Below are 22,034 nucleotides of genomic sequence, written 5' to 3' on the forward strand. Positions count from 1 at the left end.
GACCGGCGGGTCAAGCCTTGAGAGCCGCGTCCACCACGGAGGTGAAGTCCGCCACCGTCATCGGCGGGTTCTGGCTGCCCGGCGTGGTGAGGATCTTGCCGTCCATCACGAAGCTCGGAGTGCCGCTCACGCCGTCCTTGTTGGTGTCGAAGGTCTTCGACATGGCCAGGGCCCAGGCGTCGTAGGTGCCGTTCTTCACGGCGTTCTGGAACTTGGCGTTGCCCTTCAGTGCCGGGACGGTGTCCGCGACCTTGATGAGGTAGTCGTCGCTCTTGAACTTGTCGTCGGTCTCCTCGGGGTGGTACTTGCTCGAGTACAGCGCGGTCTTGTACTCGAGGAAGGCCTCCGGGCCGACGTTCAGCGCGGCGCCCAAGGCGCTCATCGCGTTCTTGGAGCCCTCGCCGCGCGAGCCGATCTGGCCCTTGCCCATCGCGTCACCGTCGAGGAAGGTGCCGCCTATGTACTGGATCTTGAACTTGCCGTCGTCGATGTCCTTCTTCACGGTCGAACCGACGGTCTGCTCGAACTGGGCGCAGATCGGGCAGCGCGGGTCCTCGTAGACCTTGAGGGTCTTCTGCGCGGTGTCCTTGCCGATGACCACGGTGGTGCCGTCCGTGCCCGTCGTGTTGGCCGGAGCGACGACCTTGTCGTCCTTCATGGCCTCCCAGTAACCGGGCTTGTTGTTCTGGACGACGGCGTAGCCGATGCCGCCCGCCGCGGCCAGCACGGCCACGACCGACGCGGCCACGATGACCTGCCGCTTGACCTTGGCCCGCTTGGCCTGCTTCTCGCGTTCCAGGCGCAGCCGCTCCCGGGCCGCCGTCTTCGACGCCTGGCTGTTCCGCTTGCTCATAGTGGTGATCTCCATGTGGGACGCGCACATGTCGTACGCGGGATACGTGCGGGGGACGGGTCGTGCTCAGATGCTGTGCGGAGCGACGGTGTCGCTCAGGCGGGAGCGGCCGAGCACGGCGGTCCACGCCGTCCCAGGGAGTGCGCGAGGAGCAGGTCACGAGTGGCGGCGGTGCGCGGCGCCGGACGCGGCAGGCGGCGTACCGGAGCGAGCAGCCATACCGTCACCGCGGCCGCCGCCACCAGCAGCGGGCGGAAGGTGGTCGCGGCGACCGCGCGCAGGAGCTGGCCCAGGGCCCGCTCGCTGCGGCGCAGCCAGGCGGCAGCGAGGAGTCCGACGCCGACATGGGCGGCCAGCAGCAGCCAGGCGGCGGCCGGGTCGGCGTGCGCCAGCAGGGCCGAGGCACGGTCGTGGCCGCCGGTCACCTGGGCCAGCGGGGTGCCCACGGTACCGCCGCGGCACAGCACGTCCAGGCCGACCGCGCGCAGTGGGCCTGCGATCGGGCCGCCCGCCCGGCCGTAACAGGCGTGCTGGCCGCTGGTGAACACCGTGTCGACGACCAGTTCCAGCGGGACGAGCAGCGCCGCGATACGGCCGAAGCCGCGCTCGCGGCCCGCCAGCACGTACGCCGTGACGAAGACCCCCGCGGCGACCGCGGTCACGGTCGCCAACGGCAGCGGGACCCGGGACAGCAGCACGTGCGACGCGGTGCCGATCGTCACGACCACGGCCGTGAACAGCGCCGCGCGCACGGCTCTGAGCTGGGTCCCGGATATGTCCATAGCGCAGAAGAGTGTGTCACGTACTCATGTAAGAGGCCCCTAAAAGGTGCCTGTGAGTGCGTGCCGTCACAGACCCGGAATGCGACCGTTGCGGAACAGGTCGACGAAGATCTGGTGGTCGGCACGCGCGCGTGAGCCGTACGTGTGCGCGAAGTCCGTCAGCAGATCCGCGAAGCCGTCCTCGTCGGCGGCGATCGCCGCGTCGATGGCCCGCTCGGTGGAGAACGGCACCAGGGACTCGCCGGAGGTGTCGTCCGCCGCCGCGTGCATGGTGGCGGTGGCGCGTCCCAGGTCGGCGACGACGGCCGCGATCTCCTCCGGGTCGTCGATGTCGCCCCAGTCCAGGTCCACGGCGTACGGCGAGACCTCGGCGACCAGCTGGCCCGTGCCGTCCAGCTCGGTCCAGCCCAGCCACGGGTCGGCGTGCGCCTGCAGGGCGCGCTGGGAGATCACCGTGCGGTGGCCCTCGTGCTGGAAGTAGTCACGGATCGCCGGGTCCGTGATGTGGCGGGAGACGGCCGGGGTCTGGGCCTGCTTGATGTAGATCACCACGTCGTTCTCCAGGGCGTCGCTGTTGCCCTCGAGAAGGATGTTGTACGACGGCAGGCCCGCGGAGCCGATGCCGATGCCGCGCCGGCCCACCACGTCCTTCACCCGGTAGGAGTCCGGGCGGGCCAGGGACGACTCCGGGAGGGTCTCCAGATAGCCGTCGAAGGCCGCCAGGACCTTGTAGCGCGTGGCCGCGTCCAGCTCGATGGAGCCGCCGCCCGGGGCGAACCGGCGCTCGAAGTCGCGGATCTCGGTCATCGAGTCCAGCAGCCCGAACCGGGTCAGCGAGCGGGCGTCGCGCAGCGCGTCGAGCAGCGGGCCCTGCGCGGTGTCCAGGGTGAAGGGCGGCACCTCGTCGCTCTTGGCGCCCGTGGCCAGGGCGTGGATCCGCTCGCGGTACGCGCCCGCGTACACCTGCACCAGCTCGGTGATCTGCTCGTCGCTGAGCGCCTTCGCGTACCCGACCAGGGCGACGGAGGCGGCGAAGCGCTTCAGATCCCACGTGAACGGGCCGACGTACGCCTCGTCGAAGTCGTTGACGTTGAAGATCAGCCGGCCGTTGGAGTCCATGTACGTGCCGAAGTTCTCCGCGTGCAGGTCGCCGTGGATCCACACGCGCGAGGTGCGCTCGTCCAGGTAGGGGCCGCCACGCCTCTCGCTCTCGAGGTCGTGGTAGAAGAGGCAGGCCGTGCCCCGGTAGAAGGCGAAGGCGGAGGCCGCCATCTTGCGGAACTTCACGCGGAACGCGGCCGGGTCGGCGGCCAGGAGCTCGCCGAAGGCGGTGTCGAAGACGGCGAGGATCTCCTCGCCGCGCTGCTCGTCGTTGAGCTGGGGAACCGACATCGCGTAGTGCCTCCTGGTGCGTGACGTGTACGACAGCGTGTCTGTCGTGTCCAACGCACGAAGGTACGCGGGAGTGCCCGCGGAGTGTCAGTCCCGAGGCATAGGATTCGAGCTTGTCCCCCAGACTGCCTGCAGCCGGTCGGAAGATCGTCGATGCCTGTTTCCCTCGGAGGCCGAAACCGTGTCAAAGCCGCCCTTCACGCACCTGCACGTCCACACCCAGTACTCGCTGCTGGACGGTGCCGCGCGGCTCAAGGACATGTTCAACGCCTGCAACGAGATGGGCATGACGCACATCGCCATGTCCGACCACGGAAACCTCCACGGGGCGTACGACTTCTTCCACTCCGCACGGAAGGCCGGAGTCACCCCGATCATCGGGATCGAGGCCTATGTCGCGCCCGAGTCGCGGCGCAACAAGCGCAAGATCCAGTGGGGCCAGCCGCACCAGAAGCGCGACGACGTCTCCGGTTCCGGTGGTTACACCCACAAGACGATGTGGGCGGTCAACAGGACGGGCCTGCACAACCTCTTCCGGCTGTCCTCCGACGCGTACGCGGAGGGCTGGCTGCAGAAGTGGCCGCGCATGGACAAGGAGACCATCGCCCAGTGGTCCGAGGGGATCGTCGCCTCCACCGGCTGCCCCTCCGGCGAGCTCCAGACCCGGCTGCGTCTCGGGCAGTACGACGAGGCCCTCAAGGCGGCCGCCGACTACCAGGACATCTTCGGCAAGGACCGCTACTTCCTGGAACTGATGGACCACGGCATCGACATCGAGCACCGGGTCCGCGACGGCCTGCTGGAGATCGGCAAGAAGCTCGGCATCCCCCCGCTGGTCACCAACGACTCGCACTACACGTACGCGCACGAGGCCGGCGCCCACGACGCCCTGCTGTGCATCCAGACCGGCAAGAACCTCTCGGACCCGGACCGCTTCAAGTTCGACGGCACCGGCTACTACCTGAAGTCCACGGACGAGATGTACGCCATCGACTCCTCGGACGCCTGGCAGGAGGGCTGCGCCAACACGCTCCTCGTGGCCGAAATGGTCGACACCACGGGCATGTTCGAGAAGCGCGACCTCATGCCCAAGTTCGACATCCCCGAGGGCTACACCGAGGTCACCTGGTTCAAGGAGGAGGTCCGCCGCGGCATGGAGCGCCGCTTCCCCGGCGGCATCCCCGAGGACCGCCAGAAGCAGGCCGACTACGAGATGGACGTCATCATCTCGATGGGCTTCCCCGGCTACTTCCTCGTCGTCGCCGACTTCATCATGTGGGCCAAGAACAACGGCATCGCGGTCGGCCCCGGCCGAGGCTCCGCCGCAGGCTCGATCGTCGCCTACGCCATGGGCATCACCGACCTCGACCCGATCCCGCACGGCCTGATCTTCGAGCGGTTCCTCAACCCCGAGCGCATCTCGATGCCCGACGTCGACATCGACTTCGACGAGCGCCGGCGCGTCGAGGTCATCCGGTACGTGACGGAGAAGTACGGCGCCGACAAGGTCGCCATGATCGGCACCTACGGCAAGATCAAGGCGAAGAACGCCATCAAGGACTCGGCGCGCGTGCTGGGCTACCCGTACGCCATGGGCGACCGGCTCACCAAGGCGATGCCCGCCGACGTCCTCGGCAAGGGCATCGACCTGAACGGCATCACGGACCCCTCGCACCCGCGCTACGGCGAAGCGGGCGAGATCCGCGGGATGTACGAGAACGAGCCGGACGTGAAGAAGGTCATCGACACCGCCAAGGGCGTCGAGGGCCTGGTCCGGCAGATGGGCGTGCACGCCGCCGGCGTGATCATGTCCAGCGAGACCATCACCGAGCACGTCCCCGTGTGGGTCAGGCACACCGACGGCGTGACCATCACGCAGTGGGACTACCCGAGCTGTGAGTCGCTCGGCCTGCTGAAGATGGACTTCCTCGGCCTGCGCAACCTCACGATCATGGACGACGCCGTCAAGATGGTGAAGGCCAACAAGGGGATCGACATCGATCTCCTGGGCCTCCCGCTGGACGACCCGAAGACCTTCGAACTTCTCCAGCGCGGCGACACCCTGGGCGTCTTCCAGTTCGACGGCGGTCCCATGCGCTCGCTGCTGCGCCTGATGAAGCCCGACAACTTCGAAGACATCTCCGCCGTCTCGGCGCTCTACCGTCCGGGCCCGATGGGCATGGACTCGCACACGAACTACGCGCTCCGCAAGAACAAGCTTCAGGAGATCACGCCGATCCACAAGGAGCTGGAGGAGCCCCTCCAGGAGGTCCTGGACGTCACCTACGGCCTGATCGTCTACCAGGAGCAGGTGCAGAAGGCCGCCCAGATCATCGCCGGCTACTCGCTCGGCGAGGCCGACATCCTGCGTCGCGTCATGGGCAAGAAGAAGCCCGACGAACTGGCCAAGAACTTCACCATCTTCCAGGCCGGCGCCCAGAAGAACGGCTACAGCGACGAGGCCATCCAGGCCCTGTGGGACGTGCTGGTCCCGTTCGCCGGCTACGCGTTCAACAAGGCGCACTCGGCCGCCTACGGCCTGGTGTCGTACTGGACCGCGTACCTGAAGGCGAACTACCCGGCCGAGTACATGGCCGGTCTTCTCACGTCCGTCAAGGACGACAAGGACAAGTCGGCGGTCTACCTCAACGAGTGCCGCCGCATGGGCATCAAGGTGCTCCCGCCGAACGTCAACGAGTCCGAGTCGAACTTCGCCGCCCAGGGCGACGACGTGATCCTCTTCGGCCTCTCCGCCGTCCGCAACGTCGGCACAAACGTCGTTGAGTCGATCATCAAGAGCCGCAAGGCCAAGGGGAAGTACGCCTCCTTCCCCGACTACCTCGACAAGGTCGACGCCGTGGTCTGCAACAAGCGGACGACGGAATCGCTGATCAAGGCCGGCGCGTTCGACTCGATGGGCCACACCCGCAAGGGCCTCACCGCGCAGTACGAGCCGATGATCGACAACGTGGTGGCGGTCAAGCGCAAGGAGGCCGAGGGGCAGTTCGACCTCTTCGGCGGGATGGGCGAGGAGTCGAGCAGCGAACCCGGCTTCGGGCTCGACGTCGAGTTCACCGACGACGAGTGGGACAAGACCTATCTCCTCGCCCAGGAGCGGGAGATGCTCGGTCTGTACGTCTCCGACCACCCGCTGTTCGGTCTGGAGCACGTGCTGTCCGACAAGGCCGACGCCGGTATCGCCCAGCTCACCGGCGGCGAGCACGCGGACGGCGCGGTCGTCACCATCGGCGGCATCATCTCCGGCCTGCAGCGCAAGATGACCAAGCAGGGCAACGCCTGGGCCATCGCCACGGTGGAGGACCTCGCGGGCTCCATCGAGTGCATGTTCTTCCCGGCGACGTACCAGCTGGTGTCGACCCAACTCGTGGAGGACGCCGTGGTGTTCGTCAAGGGACGCCTCGACAAGCGCGAGGACGTGCCGCGGCTGGTCGCGATGGAGCTGATGGTTCCGGACCTGTCCAACGCGGGCACCAACGCGCCCGTGGTCCTCACCATCCCGGCCACGCGGGTCACTCCGCCGATGGTCAGCCGCCTCGGCGAGATCCTCAGCCACCACAAGGGCGACAGCGAGGTCCGCATCAAGCTCCAGGGTCCGCGCAAGACGACGGTGCTCCGCCTCGACCGCCACCGGGTGAAGCCGGACCCGGCCCTGTTCGGCGACTTGAAGGTCCTGCTCGGCCCGTCCTGCCTGGCGGGCTGAGCACGATCGGGCTCTCGACACAGGCTTCGGCGCCCCGGAGGTGAACCGAGCCACAAAAAAGAGGGGCGCACCCGGTGCGGGTGCGCCCCTCGTGTGTGCCTGGGCTTCAACGCCCTACCGGACTACGCGAGTCCGAGTGAGTCCGCCTCAGTTGTGGCCGAAGCTCTTCTTCTGCTTACGGGCAACATCGGCAGGGCTGCCCTGGATGTGCGCCGCGGGAGACTCGTGGGCCTCCGTCGACGTCCGCTGCGCCTGCTGCTGTGCCTGCTCGCCCTGCGGGGCGCGGTTCTGCGGGCCACCCTGCTTGCGGTTCTTGTTCTTGGCCATGGTGATCTGCCTCCTGTGGGGGATCTAGGGGCCAGGGCCGCCATCAGATTCACATAGGCTGACAGGAGATGCATTTCGGATAATTACCGTGTGTGACAGGGAATGTCGGGGAGCCAGACCCCGAAACGCCACGCCGAAGATCGAGTTCCGGCCGTTAACCCCCGTGTGGTCGGGCAGACTCGAAGCACAGCCCGAAGCAATCCTCCCGGGAAGAGGGTGAGTCGCGTGGACCGCTGCATCGTCCTGGTGGACGCTGGGTATCTGCTGGGGGCCGCCGCCAGTCTCCTCGCCGGCGAGCCCTCACGGTCCCGCATCACCGTGGACCACACCGCGCTCATCCAGGCGCTGCGCGAGCGCGCCGAGGCCGACACCGAGCGGCCCCTGCTGCGCATCTACTGGTTCGACGGCGCCCCCGACCGCGTCCCCCAGCCCGAGCACCGCAGGCTGCGCGTGATGCCCCGGGTCACCGTCCGGCTCGGCGCACTTACCCGCAGCGACGGACGCTGGGCCCAGAAGGGCGTGGACGCGGCCATGCACGCCGAGCTGACCGAACTGGCCCGCAACCGCGCCTGCTCCGACATCGTCCTGGTCACCGGCGACGGCGATCTGCTGCCGGGCATGATGGCGGCCAAGGAGCATGGCGTCGCCGTCCACCTGTGGGCCGTACAGGCCGCCGACGGCGACTACAACCAGTCCGAGGACCTGGTCGCCGAGGCCGACGAACGGCGCGTCCTCGACCGCGCGTGGATCACCAAGGCCGTACGCGCGAAGGAACTCGGCGGGATCTGCGCACCGCCGCCCGCGCCCCGGCCCGAGATCGCCGCGATCCTCTCCGCGCCGCTGCCCGACTCCGCGCTCGCCGCGGCGGCCGAGCGGCCCGCCGAGCAGGGCGAGCACGCGTCCGCGCCCGCCGCCTCCGAGAACGGCACGCAGGAGCGGGTGCCCGCGCCCAAGGGCGTGCCCACCCCCAAGGACCTGGCCGCGCTGCGCGCCCCCGGCGCCCAGCCCGCCCAGCACCCGGCGAGCGCGACACTGCGCTGGTCCTCCGACAAGGGCTGGGTCGACCGGCCGGGCGTCGCCGCCGAGACCCCCGACATCGCCTCCATGCCGACGCTCGCGCAGCTGACCACGGCCGAGCAGCGGTGGGCCGACCGCGAGGAGGACATCACGACGGTCGGCGGCGACCCGTACGAGGTGGGGCAGGTCTTCGCCCGGCGCTGGATGGCCCGGCTCGGCGACCAGAGCCATCTGCAGAAGCTGTCCGGCATGTACCCGCGCATCCCGCACCGCATCGACGGCGAGCTGCTCCGGTACGCGGCCCGCTTCGGGCTCCTCGCCCACAAGGACGACCAGATCGACGAGCACGACCGCTATGCCATTCGGGCGGGGTTCTGGCGGGAGATCGACGTACGGACCGCGGCCGAGCATGCGACCGCTGGAGAGTGAATAGAGCCGACGGGCCCCGGAAGCGAGGTGGAGCCCCGGACCCCGTAGGCTCGTCCCTTGTGAGTACGCGCGCGGGACAGTCACTTCGGCATCAGGGTGACGTCGTGTGTGCCGTGCGCGGGCTGACCAAGACCTACCCGGCCGTGCGCGCGCGGCGCGGGGCACCGGCGGCGCCCGAGGTGCGGGCCACGGACGAGGTCGAGCTGGCCGTACGGCGCGGGGAGATCTTCGGGCTGCTCGGGCCGAACGGCGCCGGCAAGTCCACTCTCGTACGGCAGCTGACCGGGCTGCTGCGGCCGGACGCGGGCAGCGTCGAGATCCTCGGCCACGACATCGTGCGGCACCCCGAACGGGCCGCGCGGATCCTCGCCTACCTCGGCCAGGAGTCCACCGCCCTCGACGAACTGACCGTGTCCCTCGCCGCCGAGACCACCGGCCGGCTGCGCGGTCTCGAGGTGCGACAGGCGCGGGCCGAGCGGGACGCCGTACTCGACGAACTGGGCCTCACGCCGATCGCCGGGCGGCCGCTGAAGAAACTGTCCGGCGGCCAGCGTCGGCTGGCCTGCTTCGCCGCGGCCCTCGTGGGGCGGCGGTCGCTGCTCGTGCTCGACGAGCCGACCACCGGCATGGACCCGGTGGCCCGGCGCGCGGTGTGGGCGGCCGTCGACCGGCGGCGGGCCGAAGACGGTACGACCGTGCTGCTGGTCACGCACAACGTCATCGAGGCCGAGACCGTCCTCGACCGGGTCGCCGTCCTCGACCGGGGCCGGGTCATCGCCTGTGACACCCCAGCCGGGCTCAAGGAGCGCGTCGCCGACGAGGTGCGGGTCGAACTGGTGTGGCGGGAGCGGGCGCCGCTGGAAGTGCCCGAGGTCGCCGCGCTGCGGGAGCGGGCGCTCGAGGCGGGCCGCCGCTGGACACTGCGGCTCGCGCCCGAGGAGGCCCGCGCGGTCGTCGCCACGGTGACCGGCGGGGCCGCGTTCGCCGCGCTGGACGACTTCACACTGGCCACGCCGAGTCTGGAGGACGTCTATCTGGCGCTGGGCGGGGCCGCGCGGCAGGGGCTGGTGAAGGCATGAGCGTGAGCGGAGTGGGCGCGGGAGCCGTACGGTCCCCGGGGGACGGTTTCATCACCGTACGGAAGAAGGGCAGCGCGACGTGAGTGTCGTACCCGCGGACGTTGTGCCGGGCGGTGCCCTGGCCGTGGAGGCCGCGGCACCGGGAGCGGCCGAACTCGCGCCGCGCGCCCGGCTGTGGCCGTCGCTGACGGCGGTGTACCGGGCCCAGCTGTCCCGGGCCCGGGTGGCGCGGATCCCGCTGCTGTTCGTCGCGACCTTCCAGTCGGTCGGCATCATGATCATGATGCGCGGGGTGGTGGACACGCGCGGCGAGGCCCAGTCCGTGGTGGCCGGCTCGTCGGTCGTGGTCGTCGCGTACGTCGCGCTCAACCTGCTCGCCCAGTACTTCGGACAGCTGCGGGCCAGCGGCGGGCTCGACCACTACGCCACGCTGCCGGTGCCGCCGGCCGCGGTGGTGCTGGGCGCCGCCGGGGCGTACGCCTCCTTCACCGTGCCGGGGACGCTGGTGACGGCCGTGTTCGGGTGCGTGCTGTTCGGGCTGCCCCTGACCAATCTGTGGATCCTCGTCGCGGTGATCCCGCTCGCGGGTGCGGCTCTGGCCGGGCTCGGCGCGGCGTTCGGACTGCTCGCGCCGCGTCCGGAACTCGCGACGCTGCTCGGGCAGTTGGGCATGTCGGCGGCGCTGCTGCTGGGAGTGCTGCCGCCCGACCGGATGCCGGAGATCGTACGGCTGGCACGTGATCTGCTGCCGTCGACGTACGGCGTCGAGGCGTACGCCCGGACCTTCGGGGGACATCCCGACTGGGCGTTCGTCGCCGCTGACCTGGGGGTGTGTGCCGGGGTCGGGGTGGTCTCGCTGGCCGTGGCGGCGTGGGCGTACCGCCGGGCCGCCGTCCGATGACGCGCCGCACAGGCCGACCTGGCACGATGTCAGGGTGACCGCACCACTGACGCCGCCTCCGCCACCGCACGACCAGTCCCCGCACCAGGCCTGGCAGGTACCGCCGCCTGCGGTCGGGGGCGTGTACGAACAGGACGGTCCCGGGATGAAGACCGAAGTGCGGGAGGCCGCCGTCGTCACCGTGGCGGTGGCGCTCGGCGGGGTGCTGCTCGGGCTGTTGTGGCTGTGGCTGGCGCCGCACGTGCCGCTGGTCGGGGACCAGGTGGACAAGAACTGGGTCGTCTATCTCAAGGACTCCGAGGGCGAGCAGGCGATCGGGGTGGACGGAACGTTTGCTCTGCTGGCGCTGGCGTTCGGTGCGGTCAGCGCGATCGTCGTGTTCCTGGCGCGGCGGCGTGGTGGGGTGCCGCTGGTGGTGGGGCTGGGGCTCGGCGGGCTGCTCGGGTCACTGCTGGCGTGGCGACTCGGTGTCTGGCTGGGGCCCACGCAGGACGTGATCGCGCATGCCAAGTCGGTCGGCAAGGGGGTGACCTTCTCGGCGCCGCTGAAGCTGGGCGCGTGGGGGGCGCTGCTGGCCTGGCCGCTGGGCGCGCTGCTGGTTCACCTGGGACTCACGGCGCTGTTCGGCCCCCGGGACCCGGAGCCGTACGGGCCGCCACCGGCGTAGGACTCCCCCACGGGGGCTCCGCTCCCGGACCCCGGCCTCGCCCACCCGTCACTCGACTCGGTCGGTCGAGAGCCGAGCGATCCGTCCGACTCGGTCGGCGAGAAGGAGCCGGTTCGGTCACGCCGGGCGGCGTCCGTGGTTCGAGCGGCCCTTCTTGACGCGCCACTTGCGTTTCCGCGTTTTCTTCGACATGTCCCTCGTACTTAACCGAGGAACGGGCGCCCGTCGAGGGGTCACGCACGTCCGATCGGGGCCAGTACCGCGTCGGTGAGGGTGGCCAGGTCGGTGGGGGAGAGTTCCACCTCCAGGCCGCGGCGGCCCGCCGACACGCAGATCGTGGTGTGGGACGAGGCCGAGTCGTCCAGGACCGTGGGCAGCTTCTTGCGCTGGCCCAGCGGGGAGATGCCGCCGCGGACATAGCCCGTCGTGCGCTCGGCGAGGGCCGGGTCGGCCATGGCCGCGCGCTTGCCGCTCACCGCCGACGCCAGCGCCTTGAGGTCCAGCGAGCCCGCGACCGGCACCACCGCCACGGTCAGCGTGCCGTCGACCTCCGCCACCAGCGTCTTGAACACGCGCTCGGGGGACACGCCCATCGCCTCGGCCGCCTCCTCGCCGTAGGAGGGGTGCGCGGGGTCGTGCTCGTACGCGTGGATCGTGTGGGCCACACCCGCCGCTGTCAGGGCCACCGTCGCGGGCGTGCCTCCGGACTGCTGCTTCTTCGACTTCTTCGCCACAGGATGTTCCGGTCTCAGTTCAGGCTCGTCGGGCCGCGCGTCAGCTCCGACGCCGGCAATGACGGCAGGTTACGGATGATGGCCGTCTCGGTGCGAAGGAGTTTCAGCTCGTCCCGCAGGCGCGACGCCGTGTCGGGTGCCTGGAGCAGGCGTTGCTTCGTCGGGACGTCCAGCATCGTCGCCGCGGCGACGAGGTAGGAGACCACGGAGGGTTCGTCGGGGAGCTCCGAACCCGTCGACAGCGAGCGTTCGCGCGCTCCCGCCAGCCGCTTCTGGTACTGGCGGAACGCCCGCAGCACCCCCTCGGCCAGCGCGCCCGCCTCGTCGCCCGGCTCCTCCGGCAGCTCCTCCAGTTCAGCCGTAAGGAACGGGCCCGACGCGTCCACGGACAGCAGCCGCACCCGGGTCGTACCGGTCGCCAGCACCTCGAAGGTGCCGCCCGTGCGCTCCCGGACGGTCGCGGCGTCCGCGATGCAGCCCACCCCGTGGAACGCCCGGAGGGGATCGGCGCCGAAGCCCGCCGCCGGGCCGCGCTCGGGCTGCGCCGTCGGATCCGGCATGCCCGGTGCGCTCGGCGCCACCTCGTGGCCGTCGCGGATGGCCACGACGGCGAACCGGCGCGGTTCGTCCTCGGGGGACTTCAGCAGTTCGCGCATCATGGCGCGATAGCGCTCCTCGAAGACGTTCAGAGGGAGCACCAGCCCCGGGAACAGCACCGAGTTCAGCGGGAAGAGGGGGAGGCGGACGGTGGTCACGGCGTCACAGCCTAGTGGTCACGAGCGGCGGCGTGTCCGCCGTGCTCGTTCCGTGGACCTCTGGGGGAGGGGATCAGTCCGGTTCCGGGCGCGGCGAGGTCCTCGTACAGCCGCAGGAAATGGCCGAGCGGATCGTCCGACGTCAGGTCCCACGGGAAGGACGTGACGTACGGGCCGATCAGGCGCAGCTGGCCGAGAGCGTCCTGTCGGCGGCCCAGGGACACCAGGACGTACGCCAGCAGGTTGCGCACCTCCGCCGGCCACGGGTCCCCGGCCGGGAACCGGGCGGACAGCGCGAGCCCGCGGTCGGCGGCCAGGTCCAGCCGCTTCGCCGCCACCTCGGTGCCCCGGGCCAGGCAGGTGTAGGCCGCGTGCACCGGGAGCGCCTGGACCAGTGCGTAGGCCGGCGCGTCCTGGGCGGCCGACTCGGCGAAGTCGAAGCACTCGCCGTACGAGGCGGACGCGGTCGCGCACAGATGGCGCAGGGCGGCCATGTGGCAGCCGTAGTGGTGGGGGGAACGGCGCACGGCCTCCGCCCACAGCCGTTCGAACTCCGCGTGACCGGCGTCGGTGCCGCACGCGTGGTCCAGCGCGACACGCCAGGGCACCGGGTCGCGCGGGTCGGCGCCGGCCGCCGCGGTGATCAGCGGGAGCGCCTCGGCGAGCAGGTCGGCCCGGGCCGGGGACGCCCAGCCGCGGTCCACGGCGAGCTGGGCGAGCAGCAGCAGGACGTCGGGATCGTCCGGGGCGGCAGCGCGCCACTGACCGACCCACTCGGGGCGCGAGCGTGCGAAGGCGGCGAGCCGCAGCAGATACCGGTCCCGGTGTTCCCATTCGGCGGCCTCGCGTGTGGTGGCGAGCAGCTTGGCGGCGGGCTCGTACTCGCCGCGGCCGGCCGCGACCAGCGCGGGTGCGAGGCGCTCGTCGGGGGCGTCGAGCAGTACCTCGTCGTCGGCCGGCGGTCCGGCGGGGCGCGAGGCGGTTCTTTTCGCCCGTGCGGAACGGAGCAGCGCGCGCAGCAGAGCCATGGTGTCGACCATTGAAAGACCGCAGGTCGGGGGCGCGCCAGGGGCTCCGGCCAACTCGTGGAAGGTTGTACGGGAGATGGTCAAAGGACGGCAAAAGGTGACTGTTGCTCAACTGTCGGTCACCTGCCAGGGATGTCGGACACGTCGCACAGTGCCGACAGCACCCGGAGCCCCGTCCGTCGCCGTGCGCGTCCTAACCCCGCCGCAGCAGCCGCGTCGCCCCGGCCGCCACCGTCGTCGCCAGGATCCAGCCCAGCACGATCAGTGCCGCGGCCAGCCATTGCCAGCCGCCGTGCAGTTGCCACTGGCCCGCCTGGCCCAGGTCGACGACCGGCAGCAGCAGGTCGAGCGAGAACAGGGCCGGGTTCCACGTCGGATGCCCGTCGGGGTTCACCGGCGGATGGTCCGCGTGCGCGAAGGCGAGGGTGCTCGCCGCCCACAGCACCGCCATCCACACGGCTGCCCGGCCCGGCCGGTACCCGTAGGCGACCGTCCAGTCCTGCGCGTATCCCCACAGCTTGGCGGCCAGCGGCAGCGTCTCGCGGCGCCGGCGCTGTTTGGCGAGCAGCACCTCGCGCGCGTCCTCGTCCTCCCCGGCGCCGCGCAGCACGGTGGCGAGCCGCTCGTACGGCTCCGGGTTGTACTCGGCGGTCGCCGCGGCCACCCAGCCGAGCCGCCGGTCCAGTGGGAACGGCCCCTGCGGTACGAGGTTCTCGTACCCGAAGCCGCCCATGTGCAGGTTGCCCGGTCCGGGCCAGCTGCCCGCCCGGTCGACCAGGGTGACCACCCGCGCGCCCGACAGCACGACCTTGCCGCGCTGCGGTTGCTCGCCGAGGAAGCGCAGTTCGGGCGTCTGCACCCGGCGCAGCGACAGTTCCTGCTCCTCGGTGAACGTGAACCGCGCCCGCTCCAGGTCGACCGCGTCGCCGAAGCGGCCGTCGTCGAGCCGTATCCCGCCCTCGCACTCGAACCGCTGGATGCGCGTCCCGCGCGCCGGGGTCGTTCCGCTCAGCAGCGGGCTGCCCACCCCGGCCGGGGTCAGATACAGGGTGCGTTCGACGGTCAGCTGGGGTGCGTTCAGGGCGAGCCGGGCGTACGGGTTGACCAGCTTCGCGCCGCGCAGGCTCAGCGAGACGCCGACCTTGGCGCTGCGCAGGCTCAGTTCGCCGTGCGACTCCAGCATCTCGGCCTGGAGGTCCTGGCCGACGGTCATGCCGTCCGCCGCGATCGAGCGGCCGGAGCGGTCCCGGTACACGATCGCCTGGTTGAGCAGCAGGTCGGTGCCTATGTGTGCGTCGGTCAGCCGGATGCCGTTGTGGAAGCGGCAGCGCGGCAGATGCAGATCGCCCTCGGTGTGCACCCGGGCGGCCTCCAGCCGGGGCACCGAGCAGTTCACCAGCCGTGCGGTCGTGAACCGGGCCTCGGGCAGCCGGACCTCCTGCTCGAAGCGGCAGCCCTTCATCTCGACGTACGGCGTGACCGTGCCGCCCGACAGGTCCAGGGTGCCGCTGATCTGCACTCCGGCCAGTTTCAGGGACGCCACCCGGCCCGCGAGCGGGGCAGGCCCGTCGAGCAGCAGTCGGCACACGGTGCGCGCGCGCACCGTCCGCTCGGGCCCCCATGGGTGTCCGCCGTGCGGATCGTCGACGACCGCGTCCCCGCTGCTCAGGTCGTACACGCTGCCGCTGCGGAAGGCCTGCCACATCGCGGCCTCGGTCGCGGTCAGGTCGTCCGGCAGCTCTCCGGCATGGATGCCGGCCCCCTCGGTCACCGCTTTTCCTTCTTCCTCAGAATTCACCTTTCGTAGCCCGTTCATGCCCGTTGGGTGACGCGTGGAACACTGGTAGTGAAGATGATCTTCCGGTTTTGGCCACGTTCTGTATCAGCCATTGATACGCGCGAACGGCGTCCTGCCCCGGTCTGAGAGAATTGGCATCGTGATCTCTCGAATCGATCTGCGCGGCGACGCCCTTCCCGAGGGCCCCGCCCTGCGCGACCTGCTGCCCCGAGCCGACTTCGACGTTCAGGCCGCCCTCGACAAGGTGCGTCCGATCTGCGAGGCCGTGCATCATCGTGGCGACGCGGCGCTGATCGACTTCGCCGAGAAGTTCGACGGGGTGCGGCTGGAATCCGTACGCGTCCCGGCCCAGGCGCTCACCGACGCGCTCGAGGCCCTCGACCCCGACGTCCGCGCGGCCCTGGAGGAGTCCATCCGCCGCGCCCGCCTCGTCCACCGCGAGCAGCGCCGTACGACGCACACCACCCAGGTCGTGCCCGGCGGCTCGGTGACCGAGAAGTGGGTGCCGGTCGAGCGTGTCGGCCTGTACGCGCCCGGCGGGCGCTCGGTCTACCCGTCCTCCGTGATCATGAACGCCGTGCCCGCGCAGGAGGCCGGCGTCGAGTCGATCGCCCTGGCCTCCCCGGCTCAGGCGGAGTTCGGCGGTCTGCCGCATCCGACGATCCTCGCCGCCTGCGCCCTGCTCGGCGTCGACGAGGTGTACGCGGCGGGCGGCGCCACCGCGGTCGCGATGTTCGCGTACGGCACCGAGTCCTGCGCCCCCGCGAACATGGTCACCGGCCCCGGCAACATCTGGGTCGCCGCCGCCAAACGCTTCTTCACCGGCCGGATCGGCATCGACACCGAGGCCGGTCCCACCGAGATCGCGATCCTCGCGGACGAGACCGCCGACCCGGTGCACGTCGCCTCGGACCTGATCAGCCAGGCCGAGCACGACCCGCTCGCGGCGGCCGTGCTGGTCACCGACTCCGTCGAGCTGGCGAGCGCGGTGGAGAAGGAGCTGGAGCCGCAGGTCGCGGCCACCAAGCACGTCGACGACCGGATCGTCCCGGCCCTGCGCGGCAAGCAGTCCGCGATCGTGCTGGTCGACGGCGTCGAGGAGGGTCTCAGGGTGGTCGACGCGTACGGCGCCGAGCACCTGGAGATCCAGACCGCCGACGCCGCCGCGGTCGCCGACCGGGTCAGGAACGCGGGCGCGATCTTCATCGGCCCCTGGGCGCCCGTCTCCCTCGGTGACTACGCGGCCGGATCCAACCACGTCCTGCCCACCGGTGGCTGCGCCTGCCACTCCTCCGGTCTGTCCGTCCAGTCCTTCCTGCGCGGCATCCACATCGTCGACTACACGAAGGACGCGCTGGCCGAGGTCGCCCATCATGTGGTGACGCTGGCGGAGGCCGAGGACCTGCCCGCGCACGGCGCGGCGGTCAAGGCGAGGTTCGGTTGGAAGGTGCCCGAGAGCAAGTGAGCGACGCAACAAGGATCGACGATCTCCCCGTACGGGACGAGCTGCGCGGCAAGTCCCCCTACGGCGCGCCCCAGTTGGACGTCCCGGTCCGGCTGAACACGAACGAGAACCCGTACCCGCTGCCCGAGCCGCTCGTCGAGCGGATCGCGGAGCGGGTGCGCGAGGCCGCCCGCAACCTGAACCGCTACCCCGACCGGGACGCGGTCCAGCTGCGCACCGAACTGGCCAAGTACCTGACGAGGACCGGGCATTACCCCCTCGGCATCGAGAACGTCTGGGCCGCCAACGGCTCCAACGAGGTCATCCAGCAGCTGCTGCAGACCTTCGGCGGACCGGGCCGCAGCGCGATCGGCTTCGAACCGTCGTACTCGATGCACTCCCTCATCGCGCGCGGCACGGGCACCGACTGGATCTCGGGTCCCCGCAACGAGGACTTCACCATCGACCTCATGGCGGCCGAGCGGGCCATCGCCGAGCACCGCCCGGACGTCGTCTTCATCACCACCCCCAACAACCCCACGGGCAACGCGGTCCCGCCCGCCACGGTCCTCGCGCTGTACGAGGCCGCGCAGGCGGCGAAGCCGTCGATGGTGATCGTCGACGAGGCCTACATCGAGTTCAGCCACGGCGACTCGCTGCTGCCGCTGCTCGAAGGACGGCCGAATCTCGTCGTCTCCCGGACCATGTCGAAGGCGTTCGGCGCCGCCGGCCTGCGCCTCGGCTATCTCGCCGCGCACCCCGCGGTGGTGGACGCCGTCCAGCTCGTCCGGCTGCCGTACCACCTGTCGGCGATCACCCAGGCGACCGCGCTGGCCGCCCTGGAGCACACCGACACACTGCTGAAGTACGTCGAGCAGCTGAAGGCGGAGCGCGACCGGCTCGTCTCCGAGTTGCGGGCCATCGGCTACGACGTCATCGAGTCCGACGCCAACTTCGTGCAGTTCGGCCGGTTCGCCGACTCCCACGCGGCCTGGCAGAAGATCCTCGACCGGGGCGTCCTGGTCCGGGACAACGACGTACCGGGGTGGCTGCGGGTGTCCGCCGGAACCCCCGACGAGAACGACGCGTTCCTGGACGCGGTACGAGACCTCAAGAAGGAGCTAGACGCATGAGCCGCGTCGGGCGCGTGGAGCGCACCACCAAGGAGACCTCGGTCCTGGTCGAGATCGATCTCGACGGCACCGGGAAGACCGACATCGCGACGGGTGTCGGCTTCTACGACCACATGCTCGACCAGCTCGGCCGCCACGGTCTGTTCGACCTGACCGTGAAGACCGACGGCGATCTGCACATCGACTCCCACCACACCATCGAGGACACCGCCCTCGCGCTCGGCGCCGCCTTCAAGCAGGCGCTCGGCGACAAGGTGGGGATCTACCGCTTCGGCAACTGCACGGTCCCGCTGGACGAGTCCCTCGCCCAGGTCACCGTCGACCTGTCGGGCCGCCCCTACCTCGTGCACACCGAGCCCGAGAGCATGGCGCCGATGATCGGCGAGTACGACACGACGATGACCCGGCACATCCTGGAGTCCTTCGTCGCCCAGGCGCAGATCGCGCTGCACGTGCACGTGCCCTACGGGCGCAACGCGCACCACATCGTGGAGTGCCAGTTCAAGGCGCTCGCACGGGCCCTCAGGTACGCCAGCGAGCGGGACACCCGCGCGGCCGGCATCCTTCCCTCCACGAAGGGTGCGCTGTAGGCGATGAACGGTCTCTCCACGGTCCTGATCGTCGTCGGCCTCTTCCTCGTCGGTGGCATCATCTCCTTCGTCAAACAACAGATGCCCAAGAGCCTGATCGTGCTGTTGTCGTTCGGCGCGGCCATGTGTCTCGTCGCGGGTGTCCTGCGGCTGGAGGTGTGGAATTGAGCGCTTCCTCGAAGAAGGTCGTCGTCTTCGACTACGGCTTCGGGAACGTCCGTTCTGCCGAGCGCGCTCTCGCGCGCGCGGGAGCCGACGTCGAGATAACCCGTGACTTCGACAAGGCCATGAACGCGGACGGCCTGCTGGTGCCGGGCGTCGGCGCCTTCGCCGCCTGCATGAAGGGGCTGCGCGAGGCCCGCGGTGACTGGGTCGTCGATCGCCGGCTGTCCGGCGGGCGCCCGGTGCTGGGTATCTGCGTCGGCATGCAGATCCTGTTCGCGCGCGGCATCGAGCACGGCGTCGAGACCGAGGGCCTCGACGAGTGGCCCGGCTCGGTCGAGCCGCTGCAGGCCGACATCGTGCCCCACATGGGCTGGAACACCGTCGAGGCGGCGCCCGGCTCCGAGCTGTTCGCGGGCCTCGACGCCGACGCGCGCTTCTACTTCGTGCACTCCTACGCCGTCCACGACTGGGCCCTGGAGACGAACAACCCGGTACTGCCCGCCCCCAAGGTGACCTGGACGACGCACGGCAAGCCCTTCGTGGCCGCCGTGGAGAACGGCGCCCTGTGGGCCACGCAGTTCCACCCCGAGAAGTCCGGCGACGCCGGAGCCCAGCTCCTCACCAACTGGATCGGAACCCTGTAGACCATGGCCAAGCTCGAACTCCTCCCCGCCGTCGACGTCCGCGACGGCCAGGCCGTCCGCCTCGTGCACGGCGAGTCCGGGACCGAGACGTCGTACGGCTCGCCGCTGGAGGCCGCCCTCGCCTGGCAGAGCTCCGGCGCCGAGTGGCTGCACCTGGTCGACCTGGACGCCGCGTTCGGCACCGGGGACAACCGCGCCCTGGTCGCCGAGGTCACGCGGGCCATGGACATCAAGGTCGAGCTGTCCGGCGGCATCCGCGACGACGCCTCGCTGGCCGCCGCGCTCGCCACGGGCTGCACGCGCGTGAACCTCGGCACGGCCGCGCTGGAGACCCCGGAGTGGGTCGCCAAGGTCATCGCCGAGCACGGGGACAAGATCGCCGTCGGTCTCGACGTCCGCGGCACGACCCTGCGCGGCCGGGGCTGGACGCGTGACGGCGGCGACCTCTACGAGACGCTGGAGCGCCTCGACAGGGAAGGCTGCGCGCGGTACGTCGTCACCGACATCGCCAAGGACGGCACCTTGCAGGGCCCGAACCTGGAACTGCTGAAGAACGTCTGCGCCGCCACGGACCGCCCGGTGGTCGCCTCCGGCGGGGTCTCCTCGCTGGACGACCTGCGGGCGATCGCCGACCTCGTGCCCCTCGGTGTCGAGGGCTCCATCGTCGGGAAGGCCCTGTACGCGAAGGCGTTCACTCTGGAAGAGGCCCTGGAGGCGGTGCTGTGAGCGACGTACGACGCGTGTCCACGGGCGCGCCCTGGGAGGAGCAGTTCGGCTACTCCCGCGCGGTGGAACTGCCGAACGGCCTGGTGCTGGTCGCCGGCTGCACGTCCGTCGTGGACGGTCAGATCGTCGGCGGCGGGCCGTACGAGCAGGCGGTCAACGCCTTCAACGTCGCGCTGTCGGCGCTGCGGCAGGTGGGGCTCGGGCGTGATGACGTCGTACGGACGCGCATGTACATCACGCACGCCCGGGACGTGGACGAGGTCGGACGGGCGCACAAGGAGCTGTTCGACACCGTCCGGCCCGTCGCAACCATGATCATCGTCTCCGGTTTCGTGGACCCCAGCCTGGTCGTCGAGATCGAGGTGGAAGCGTTCCGAGGAGTGTCCTCATGACCCTGGCGGTACGCGTGATCCCCTGCCTGGACGTGGACGACGGCCGGGTCGTCAAGGGCGTCAACTTCCAGAACCTGCGCGACGCGGGTGACCCCGTCGAGATGGCCAAGGTGTACGACGCCGAGGGCGCCGACGAGCTGACGTTCCTGGACATCACCGCGTCCTCGGGCAACCGGGAGACGACGTACGACGTGGTGCGCCGCACCGCCGAGCAGGTGTTCATCCCGCTGACGGTCGGCGGTGGCGTGCGTACGGCCGAGGACGTGGACAAGCTGCTGCGGGCGGGCGCGGACAAGGTGGGCGTGAACACGGCGGCGATCGCGCGCCCGGACCTGATCCGGGAGATCGCGGAACGCTTCGGCCGGCAGGTGCTGGTCCTGTCGGTCGACGCCCGCCGTACGCCGTCCGGCAGCTTCGAGGTGACGACTCACGGCGGTCGCCGCGGCACGGGCATCGACGCGGTCGAATGGGCGCACCGGGCGGCCGAGTTGGGCGCGGGCGAGATCCTGCTGAACTCGATGGACGCGGACGGCACGAAGGACGGCTACGACCTGGAGATGATCGCGGCGGTCCGCAAGCACGTGACCGTCCCGGTGATCGCCTCGGGCGGCGCGGGCAGCCTGACCCACTTCCCCCCGGCGATCGCGGCGGGCGCGGACGCGGTCCTGGCGGCGTCGGTGTTCCACTTCGGGGACCTGCGGATCGGCGAGGTGAAGCAGGTGCTCAGGGAGGCCGGGCACTCCGTTCGCTGACGGGTCGCCGAGCTTCGGCAGCCTCGGTTCCTTCTGCGGGTACGAGCAAATACGAAAGAGAAGTTGCGCAACATCTGTTGTGCAACTTTTCTTTCGTATCTAGCCTGACGGCATGGTGAGCAAGGAGAACCGTCGGATCACGGACGTCGGGACGCTGAAGGCCCTCGCACATCCCCTGCGGGCGAACCTGTACCGGCTGCTGTGCGTCGAGCGGGTGGCCACGGCGTCACAGCTCGCCGAGCATGTGGACGAGGCCGTGTCCCTGGTCAGTTACCACCTGCGCAAGCTCGCCGAGCACGGGCTGATCGAGGAGGCCGAGCCGCAGACCGGGGACGGCCGGGAGCGCTGGTGGCAGCCCGCCTCGGACGGGGTGAGCATCCGGGACGAGGACTTCCGGAGTGAACCAGGGAAGGCCGCGGCCCATCTGTCGGCCACCCGCCTCTTCCACGACCAGCGCGCCGACCACTACCGGCGCTATCTGGACGAACGGCCCGCCTGGGGGGCCGAGTGGAACACCGCTTCCGTGGACTTCGAGTCCTGGTTGCGTCTGACCCCGGCGGAACTCACCGCGCTGAAGGGCGAGTTGGAGGCCGTCCTGCGCAAGTACGACGCGCAGGGCAGGGCCGCCGAGGCCGCGGGCGAGACCGAGGGGCGCGAGCACGTCGCGCTCTACATGTACGGCTTCCCGTTCCGCGTCTGAGAGGA

22 protein-coding genes are annotated in these 22,034 nt (G+C 70.5%); 14 read left to right on the forward strand and 8 right to left on the reverse strand.

Going from position 1 to position 22,034, the window contains the following annotated elements; all coding sequences use genetic code 11:
- Positions 1 to 10 precede the first annotated feature (10 nt).
- The 3 genes from IEZ19_RS20175 to IEZ19_RS20185 all read right to left on the reverse strand — a co-directional run bounded on the left by IEZ19_RS20175 (position 11) and on the right by IEZ19_RS20185 (position 3,027).
- On the reverse strand, positions 11 to 853 hold the full coding sequence (locus tag IEZ19_RS20175) for a thioredoxin domain-containing protein (RefSeq protein WP_189312629.1): 843 nt from the start codon (positions 851 to 853) through the stop codon (positions 11 to 13).
- Between the two features lie 95 nt (positions 854 to 948).
- Positions 949 to 1,635 carry a hypothetical protein gene (locus IEZ19_RS20180; protein ID WP_189312630.1) on the reverse strand — a complete coding sequence of 229 codons (687 nt, stop codon included), beginning with the start codon at positions 1,633 to 1,635 and terminating at the stop codon, positions 949 to 951.
- A 66-nt stretch (positions 1,636 to 1,701) separates the two neighbouring features.
- Positions 1,702 to 3,027: a DUF2252 domain-containing protein gene (locus IEZ19_RS20185; protein ID WP_189312750.1), complete on the reverse strand. Its 1,326-nt coding sequence runs from the start codon at positions 3,025 to 3,027 to the stop codon at positions 1,702 to 1,704.
- A gap of 181 nt (positions 3,028 to 3,208) precedes the next feature.
- On the opposite strand from IEZ19_RS20185, the gene dnaE reads away from it, so the two are divergent.
- Positions 3,209 to 6,748: a DNA polymerase III subunit alpha gene (dnaE, locus tag IEZ19_RS20190; RefSeq protein ID WP_189312631.1), complete on the forward strand. Its 3,540-nt coding sequence runs from the start codon at positions 3,209 to 3,211 to the stop codon at positions 6,746 to 6,748.
- Positions 6,749 to 6,895: 147 nt separating this feature from the next.
- Here the strand turns inward: dnaE and IEZ19_RS20195 are convergent, their stop codons facing one another.
- Positions 6,896 to 7,075 carry a hypothetical protein gene (locus tag IEZ19_RS20195; RefSeq protein WP_189312632.1) on the reverse strand — a complete coding sequence of 60 codons (180 nt, stop codon included), beginning with the start codon at positions 7,073 to 7,075 and terminating at the stop codon, positions 6,896 to 6,898.
- A 225-nt stretch (positions 7,076 to 7,300) separates the two neighbouring features.
- Here IEZ19_RS20195 and IEZ19_RS20200 point away from each other — a divergent pair, with 225 nt between their 5' ends.
- From IEZ19_RS20200 to IEZ19_RS20215, 4 genes are all read left to right on the forward strand, one after another.
- Positions 7,301 to 8,521, forward strand: a complete 1,221-nt coding sequence (locus tag IEZ19_RS20200; RefSeq protein ID WP_189312633.1) for an NYN domain-containing protein — start codon at positions 7,301 to 7,303, stop codon at positions 8,519 to 8,521.
- Positions 8,522 to 8,580: 59 nt separating this feature from the next.
- Complete coding sequence (locus IEZ19_RS20205) at positions 8,581 to 9,600, forward strand: ABC transporter ATP-binding protein (RefSeq protein WP_189312634.1); 1,020 nt, start codon at positions 8,581 to 8,583, stop codon at positions 9,598 to 9,600.
- 79 nt (positions 9,601 to 9,679) lie between these two features.
- Positions 9,680 to 10,501 carry an ABC transporter permease gene (locus IEZ19_RS20210; RefSeq protein WP_189312635.1) on the forward strand — a complete coding sequence of 274 codons (822 nt, stop codon included), beginning with the start codon at positions 9,680 to 9,682 and terminating at the stop codon, positions 10,499 to 10,501.
- A 34-nt stretch (positions 10,502 to 10,535) separates the two neighbouring features.
- On the forward strand, positions 10,536 to 11,168 hold the full coding sequence (locus tag IEZ19_RS20215; RefSeq protein ID WP_189312636.1) for an AAA family ATPase: 633 nt from the start codon (positions 10,536 to 10,538) through the stop codon (positions 11,166 to 11,168).
- Between the two features lie 233 nt (positions 11,169 to 11,401).
- On the opposite strand, the gene ybaK is transcribed toward IEZ19_RS20215, so the two are convergent.
- The 4 genes from ybaK to IEZ19_RS20235 form a co-directional block, all read right to left on the reverse strand.
- Positions 11,402 to 11,902 (reverse strand): Cys-tRNA(Pro) deacylase, encoded by a 501-nt coding sequence (ybaK, locus tag IEZ19_RS20220; protein WP_189312637.1) that lies wholly within the window; start codon positions 11,900 to 11,902, stop codon positions 11,402 to 11,404.
- A gap of 14 nt (positions 11,903 to 11,916) precedes the next feature.
- Positions 11,917 to 12,657 carry an LON peptidase substrate-binding domain-containing protein gene (locus tag IEZ19_RS20225; protein ID WP_189312638.1) on the reverse strand — a complete coding sequence of 247 codons (741 nt, stop codon included), beginning with the start codon at positions 12,655 to 12,657 and terminating at the stop codon, positions 11,917 to 11,919.
- Between the two features lie 11 nt (positions 12,658 to 12,668).
- Positions 12,669 to 13,697: a hypothetical protein gene (locus IEZ19_RS20230; protein ID WP_189312639.1), complete on the reverse strand. Its 1,029-nt coding sequence runs from the start codon at positions 13,695 to 13,697 to the stop codon at positions 12,669 to 12,671.
- Between the two features lie 181 nt (positions 13,698 to 13,878).
- Positions 13,879 to 15,456 (reverse strand): oxidoreductase, encoded by a 1,578-nt coding sequence (locus IEZ19_RS20235; RefSeq protein WP_189312640.1) that lies wholly within the window; start codon positions 15,454 to 15,456, stop codon positions 13,879 to 13,881.
- A gap of 166 nt (positions 15,457 to 15,622) precedes the next feature.
- Between IEZ19_RS20235 and hisD the strand changes: the two genes are divergently transcribed.
- The 9 genes from hisD to IEZ19_RS20280 all read left to right on the forward strand — a co-directional run bounded on the left by hisD (position 15,623) and on the right by IEZ19_RS20280 (position 22,029).
- Positions 15,623 to 16,948, forward strand: a complete 1,326-nt coding sequence (hisD, locus tag IEZ19_RS20240) for a histidinol dehydrogenase (RefSeq protein WP_189312641.1) — start codon at positions 15,623 to 15,625, stop codon at positions 16,946 to 16,948.
- The gene (locus IEZ19_RS20245; RefSeq protein ID WP_189312642.1) at positions 16,945 to 18,060 is read left to right on the forward strand and encodes a histidinol-phosphate transaminase; all 1,116 of its coding nucleotides are present in this window, start codon (positions 16,945 to 16,947) and stop codon (positions 18,058 to 18,060) included. Before hisD ends, IEZ19_RS20245 begins: the two co-directional genes overlap by 4 nt.
- The gene (gene hisB / locus IEZ19_RS20250; RefSeq protein ID WP_189312643.1) at positions 18,057 to 18,650 is read left to right on the forward strand and encodes an imidazoleglycerol-phosphate dehydratase HisB; all 594 of its coding nucleotides are present in this window, start codon (positions 18,057 to 18,059) and stop codon (positions 18,648 to 18,650) included. The genes IEZ19_RS20245 and hisB overlap by 4 nt, the downstream gene beginning before the upstream one ends.
- Before the next feature lie 3 nt (positions 18,651 to 18,653).
- Positions 18,654 to 18,818 (forward strand): CG2302 family histidine operon protein, encoded by a 165-nt coding sequence (locus tag IEZ19_RS20255; RefSeq protein WP_189312644.1) that lies wholly within the window; start codon positions 18,654 to 18,656, stop codon positions 18,816 to 18,818.
- The gene (hisH, locus tag IEZ19_RS20260) at positions 18,815 to 19,459 is read left to right on the forward strand and encodes an imidazole glycerol phosphate synthase subunit HisH (protein WP_373297014.1); all 645 of its coding nucleotides are present in this window, start codon (positions 18,815 to 18,817) and stop codon (positions 19,457 to 19,459) included. The genes IEZ19_RS20255 and hisH overlap by 4 nt, the downstream gene beginning before the upstream one ends.
- A gap of 3 nt (positions 19,460 to 19,462) precedes the next feature.
- On the forward strand, positions 19,463 to 20,185 hold the full coding sequence (gene priA, locus IEZ19_RS20265; protein ID WP_189312646.1) for a bifunctional 1-(5-phosphoribosyl)-5-((5-phosphoribosylamino)methylideneamino)imidazole-4-carboxamide isomerase/phosphoribosylanthranilate isomerase PriA: 723 nt from the start codon (positions 19,463 to 19,465) through the stop codon (positions 20,183 to 20,185).
- Positions 20,182 to 20,577: a RidA family protein gene (locus tag IEZ19_RS20270; protein WP_189312647.1), complete on the forward strand. Its 396-nt coding sequence runs from the start codon at positions 20,182 to 20,184 to the stop codon at positions 20,575 to 20,577. The genes priA and IEZ19_RS20270 overlap by 4 nt, the downstream gene beginning before the upstream one ends.
- Positions 20,574 to 21,329 (forward strand): imidazole glycerol phosphate synthase subunit HisF, encoded by a 756-nt coding sequence (gene hisF / locus IEZ19_RS20275; protein WP_189312648.1) that lies wholly within the window; start codon positions 20,574 to 20,576, stop codon positions 21,327 to 21,329. The genes IEZ19_RS20270 and hisF overlap by 4 nt, the downstream gene beginning before the upstream one ends.
- A 112-nt stretch (positions 21,330 to 21,441) precedes the next feature.
- A complete protein-coding gene (locus IEZ19_RS20280) occupies positions 21,442 to 22,029 on the forward strand; it encodes an ArsR/SmtB family transcription factor (RefSeq protein WP_189312649.1) in 588 nt (195 codons plus the stop codon).
- The last annotated feature ends 5 nt before the right edge of the window (positions 22,030 to 22,034 follow it).

Source organism: Streptomyces brasiliensis, assembly GCF_014647875.1.
Taxonomy (GTDB): Bacteria; Actinomycetota; Actinomycetes; order Streptomycetales; family Streptomycetaceae; genus Streptomyces; species Streptomyces brasiliensis.

Excerpts from the sequence above, each read along its gene's own strand:
- IEZ19_RS20175 (WP_189312629.1), bottom strand. The coding sequence starts at position 853 with ATGAGCAAGCGGAACAGCCAGGCGTCGAAGACGGCGGCCCGGGAGCGG.
- IEZ19_RS20180 (WP_189312630.1), bottom strand. The coding sequence starts at position 1,635 with ATGGACATATCCGGGACCCAGCTCAGAGCCGTGCGCGCGGCGCTGTTC.
- IEZ19_RS20185 (WP_189312750.1), bottom strand. The coding sequence starts at position 3,027 with ATGTCGGTTCCCCAGCTCAACGACGAGCAGCGCGGCGAGGAGATCCTC.
- IEZ19_RS20195 (WP_189312632.1), bottom strand. The coding sequence starts at position 7,075 with ATGGCCAAGAACAAGAACCGCAAGCAGGGTGGCCCGCAGAACCGCGCC.
- IEZ19_RS20230 (WP_189312639.1), bottom strand. The coding sequence starts at position 13,697 with ATGGTCGACACCATGGCTCTGCTGCGCGCGCTGCTCCGTTCCGCACGG.
- hisB (WP_189312643.1), top strand. The coding sequence starts at position 18,057 with ATGAGCCGCGTCGGGCGCGTGGAGCGCACCACCAAGGAGACCTCGGTC.
- IEZ19_RS20255 (WP_189312644.1), top strand. The coding sequence starts at position 18,654 with ATGAACGGTCTCTCCACGGTCCTGATCGTCGTCGGCCTCTTCCTCGTC.
- priA (WP_189312646.1), top strand. The coding sequence starts at position 19,463 with ATGGCCAAGCTCGAACTCCTCCCCGCCGTCGACGTCCGCGACGGCCAG.
- hisF (WP_189312648.1), top strand. The coding sequence starts at position 20,574 with ATGACCCTGGCGGTACGCGTGATCCCCTGCCTGGACGTGGACGACGGC.
- IEZ19_RS20280 (WP_189312649.1), top strand. The coding sequence starts at position 21,442 with ATGGTGAGCAAGGAGAACCGTCGGATCACGGACGTCGGGACGCTGAAG.